Raw genomic sequence first — 4,768 nt, 5'->3', positions numbered from 1 at the left:
GACAATATATGATTTGAAAAATTGGCCGATGGCATTAAAAATGTGATTATTGCAAATAGAGTAACGAGCGTTTTAATTCGTCAATTGGCTTCGACATAGTGATTGGAAATCCACCTTGGGGAGGCGGCCTTGATAACGATCTTGATGCTTTGAAAAAAGCGTATCCTGATGCAACCTCGGAACATACAGATAGTTTTAAAATCTTTGTTGATTTGTCATTAAGATTATGTAATAGCAATGCGTGTGGGTCCTTAATAATACCCAACACCATTTTGCGTCAGAAAAGATTAAAAGATGTTAGAACTCTAATTTTAAAAAAACAAATTATTGCTATAGTTGATCTTGGAGAAAATATTTTTGAAACTGTCATTGCACCATCATGTATAATTCTTATTAAAAACAAAACAGTCGAAAATTCTCAACTTCAATATAATGATATTTCCAAATGGCCACGAATTAAAAAGGAAGAGTTACTCAAAAAATTAGACCGAAACTCTTTAATTTATCAAAATTATTTTAACTCTAATCAGGACAAAGAATTTATCAGGCCTATCTTAAGCTTTTCTGTACCTGTCATTTCGTTTGGAAATTTTGATCATTTTACATTAAAAGATGTTGGTTTGCAATGTCAAAGAGTCAATGTTGGCAAAGAGGCGCGCACGAAAAGTGATTTGGCACAAAGAATATTTGTTAAAGAAAGAATTGGAGCCGAACCCGTAATGTATTGGAAAGGTAGAGACTTTGAAAAATATTATATCAAGCCAAATACAGATAGATATTTTAGAAAGGATTTTAAAAACTTTATCAAGTCAAATGAGATTGTTTATTTTAATGAAACGGTATACAACAGCTCTCCTAAGCTTTTAATTCGCCAAACATCTGATAAGATCATCGCAGCTGTTGATCTAAATAGAAGGTGGTTTGATGGTAGCGTAATCGGATTGATTCCTACTAAAGAATCTGATTATGACATACTTTATATTTTGGGTTTATTTAACTCAACGCTATTCCGTTGGTGTTATCAAGAAATAGTAAACGAGGAGGGAAGGGTATTTGCACAGGTTAAATTATCCAAAGTCAAACAATTACCCATAAGAAAAATTAATTTCAGCGATAGATATGAACGAAAAATTCATAATTCAATAACGTCAATTGYTTCTTACATTATTTTCGTAAAGACCCAATTTTTAAATAGTCTTTCAGACCAATTAACCTCTACTTTTGAGCAGGTTCTTGATGGTGTTATTTACGAAGCCTACTTTCCAGAAATATTAAAAGAGCATGGCATAGAAATCATCCGGTTTTTAGATAATTGGCCGAAACTTTCAGACCAACTAACTGATGAAGAAAAAATGGAGATTTGTAAAAACGCATTTAAAAATTTAAAAGATCCACATAACCAGATTTATATAAATCTTCTTTATATAAAAACGGTCACTAAATTCAAAGTAATAAACGGGGAATACGATGCGGAAAATGAATAACAAGCTTCCGTTTTTCCAGGTGTTATTGCTATAGTAATATCGTTGATTATTCTATTTTTAAATCACGATATTCCTTTTCAGTTAGTGGAAAATCAGGATTTATTGTTTTAATCTCTTCAAAATTAAAATAATACAATTTATAAATAAATGTGTTGATTTTTAATTGTATGTGGGCCCTGGCATCATTGGGGGCTTCAGTAAATAACAATGATTCAACCAAGTTTATCAATATTTTTCTTGTGTTTGTTTGTAAGCCCGGTATTGGAATGCTTTTAATGATTTCATTATTGATATTTAAATAGCCTCCTGACATTTTTAGCGAATGATAGTTTAATTTTACAAAAAAAGACGCCACATCTGAGTTAAGTATCGCGGTAAATATCTTTAAGTTATCGGGCGTGTCCAGAATTATCGTTGTTGATTTTCCGGCTAAATATTCTCCATTAATATCTAAAAAGGCCTCGATATCTGTTGACATCCCGGCGATAATTATTTTAGGGCTTTCGGCTTGAAGCAATCGGGATGGATTTATATTATTTAAATCTGAATTTAAGATGACAGGAAATATGTATGCGCTTTTGATATATTGCGTTTTTCTTGTTCCCCACAGTGCAGTCCATTTATCAATCGTCCCTGTGTTGATTAATTTTTTTACTTTTTTTTCCCCAGTATGTTCATACACCTTTTCTTTTATCAAATATGCCTCATTAACTGTTGCGGCCCCCAAAATTGTTAAACCCCCTATGTTTCCAAATGTCAATTGATTGGCAATCTTGATTAATATTTTTACATAATCGACATTGAAGAAATACTTATCCCAAAATGTGTCCTTATAAAACGTCTGGGCATTAATTAGATTTTGTGTTTTGAAAAAGTTAACTGACTCCATTGTAGTCATCGTTACATTTTTTTTAATGTCAGTTTTTCTTAATAAAAGGGTAATTGGATAAACGTTCGCTGTTTTAAAAACATTTAGCGTTGAATAGTCTCTAATTTCTAAAATATTGAAACAGCTCAAATGCTTTCTTAAATCTATGGTATAAGTTGCACTTAAAAGTTTATTAGGTATGATAAAACAAAAAACGCCGTTTTCTGAATTTAATGAAACACCGTTTTCGATAAATGGCACAAAAAGATCCCAATTCCCTTTAGTTGTTGYAAATCTGTTTTTGAGCAAGTCCCGGAATTCCGGATCATTATTGACCATGTTTTCTGAATCCACATATGGTGGATTTCCAATCACTATGTCGAAGCCAATTGACGAATTAAAACGCTCGTTACTCTATTTGCAATAATCACATTTTTAATGCCATCGGCCAATTTTTCAAATCATATATTGTCTATTTTAACTCTTTAAAAAACTTAGACACTATGAAATATGGCTACATCCGAATCAGTACGGACAAACAAACAACTGAAAATCAACGGTTCGAGATTTTAAAATTTGCAAATATCCGTCAATTGGAAATTGATGAGTGGGTTGAAGAAACAATTAGTTCAACCAAACGGCTTGACATACGCAAGTTTGGCGACCTACTACAGCGTATGAAGAAAGGTGACGTATTAATAGTTTCTGAATTATCGCGAATGGGGCGTAATCTGATGCAGATTATGAAGATATTGCATGACTGTATGGAAAAGGATGTAATGGTTTATACGGTAAAAGAAAATTACGAATTAGGAAATAACATCAACTCTAAGGTTTTAGCATTTGCTTTCGGCCTATCTGCAGAGATTGAACGCAATTTAATTTCGCAACGTACAAAGGAAGCACTGGCCCGACGTAAAGCTGAAGGTAAAATATTAGGAAGGCCAAAAGGTAGCAAATCACAAAACAGGAAACTGACAGGCAAAGAAGACGATATTAAGATACTGCTTAACAAAAAGATTTCGCACAGCGCGATCGGCCGCATTTTGGGGGTTCACCGAATAACAGTATCTTCATTCGTCAAAGAATCTAAACAATTAATCACATATAATGACCCTTTACGAACTTAAAGCCCAATTTTTAGAAACGTGGTCGCTAAGCAGGCTTGAAACCATGCAATTAGATGAGTACACTAATCTTGACAAATCAACTTCGTTTTGTTATTGGTTAGAAGCTCGTACTACCGACTTGGGAAGCATTTGGGGTGGCTCGGCTTATAAATTTGGTATTTATCGAAAAAATAGCCAGGAAACTGACACTCGTACCAATTACAAAACCGATGGCACTTATGCATGGCACTCAAAATATGGCAATGATGCTTACAACGCATTTCTTGAGGTTAAAAAGTTAATCGTCACCATAGCAACGGATGCGTTAAATAATAATTTAGAACCAATAGACGGTCTGGACTTAGGCGATACCTATAAATGGAAAGTAGCGTTCTTATATAGCGATTATTTGGTAATAAATATTTTTAAGCCCGAAGCTTTGTTCAAAGCCGCCAGAGCGAAAGGGATGCCTGCAGGTAATGCTCCTATTTCTACAGCTCATAAATACCTGATCGAGCAAAAATCTACTGATCAGGACTATTTTGATTATACACATCAATTGTGGGCGTTGACGGGAGAACAACCGGAGTCACCACCCGAAACAAATAAAACGCAAAAGGCTTTGTCATTAAATACTATCCTATATGGCCCTCCGGGAACGGGTAAAACGTATAACACGATTAATAAAGCGGTTGAAATAGCAAATCCTGATTTTGTAGCAAATAATCGCGAAGAACTTAAGAGCGAATATCAGCGATTACGTGATGAAGGGCAAGTAGTGTTTACCACTTTTCACCAAAGCTTGGGCTACGAAGATTTTATTGAAGGTATTAAACCAGTATTACTCCAACCCGAAGATGAAGCAGAGGGGGTTGAAGCTGTATCGCCTGGCGCAACACCGGTACTTGCTAATACTATAAATTATAAGATAGAGCCCGGAATATTTTTTACACTTTGCGAAAGAGCTCGTTATAAACCCGATGTTCAAATAAAACGTTTCCAAATAAGTGAAGATCAGTTTAAAAAAGCGCAGTTTTTTAAAATATCATTAGGCAATACTTTGCGCTCTGAAGATAATGAGATATATGATTATTGCATGGAAAATAACTGCATCGCTTTGGGTTGGGGCGGCCTCAATAATTTCAGTAATTTAAGCGAATCTGAAACTAAAGCCTTGGCTAAAGACAAGGGCGAAGGTGATTTTGCAACATCTTGCATCAGCAAATTTATACATTACGTCAAAAAGGGTAATTACGTACTGATTTCTAAAGGCAACTATATTTGCCGGGCAATAGGCCGGGTGACTG

The 4,768-nt window shown here is 34.5% G+C and carries 3 protein-coding genes and 2 pseudogenes; 4 read left to right on the top strand and 1 reads right to left on the bottom strand.

What is annotated here, in order from left to right:
• Positions 1 to 80: 80 nt before the first annotated feature.
• Together AC1DQW_RS27150 and AC1DQW_RS27145 are read left to right on the top strand one after the other, a co-directional pair.
• Positions 81 to 512: pseudogene (locus AC1DQW_RS27150) on the top strand (Eco57I restriction-modification methylase domain-containing protein); the annotation flags it as partial.
• Positions 513 to 719: 207 nt separating this feature from the next.
• On the top strand, positions 720 to 1,484 hold the full coding sequence (locus AC1DQW_RS27145) for a TaqI-like C-terminal specificity domain-containing protein (protein WP_477456921.1): 765 nt from the start codon (positions 720 to 722) through the stop codon (positions 1,482 to 1,484).
• A gap of 46 nt (positions 1,485 to 1,530) precedes the next feature.
• On the opposite strand, the gene AC1DQW_RS27140 is transcribed toward AC1DQW_RS27145, so the two are convergent.
• A complete protein-coding gene (locus AC1DQW_RS27140; protein ID WP_477456920.1) occupies positions 1,531 to 2,742 on the bottom strand; it encodes an Eco57I restriction-modification methylase domain-containing protein in 1,212 nt (403 codons plus the stop codon).
• A gap of 113 nt (positions 2,743 to 2,855) precedes the next feature.
• Here AC1DQW_RS27140 and AC1DQW_RS27135 point away from each other — a divergent pair, with 113 nt between their 5' ends.
• Both AC1DQW_RS27135 and AC1DQW_RS27130 read left to right on the top strand, forming a co-directional pair.
• On the top strand, positions 2,856 to 3,482 hold the full coding sequence (locus AC1DQW_RS27135) for a master DNA invertase Mpi family serine-type recombinase (protein ID WP_477456919.1): 627 nt from the start codon (positions 2,856 to 2,858) through the stop codon (positions 3,480 to 3,482).
• 43 nt (positions 3,483 to 3,525) lie between these two features.
• Positions 3,526 to 4,768 (top strand): annotated as a pseudogene (locus tag AC1DQW_RS27130) (hypothetical protein); the annotation flags it as partial.

This window comes from Mucilaginibacter sp. P5_A4 (assembly GCF_056400605.1).
This window is presented reverse-complemented; position numbering and strand designations above follow the sequence as displayed.

Coding starts and splice junctions, on each gene's coding strand:
- AC1DQW_RS27135 (WP_477456919.1), top strand. CDS start 2,856: ATGAAATATGGCTACATCCGAATCAGTACGGACAAACAAACAACTGAA.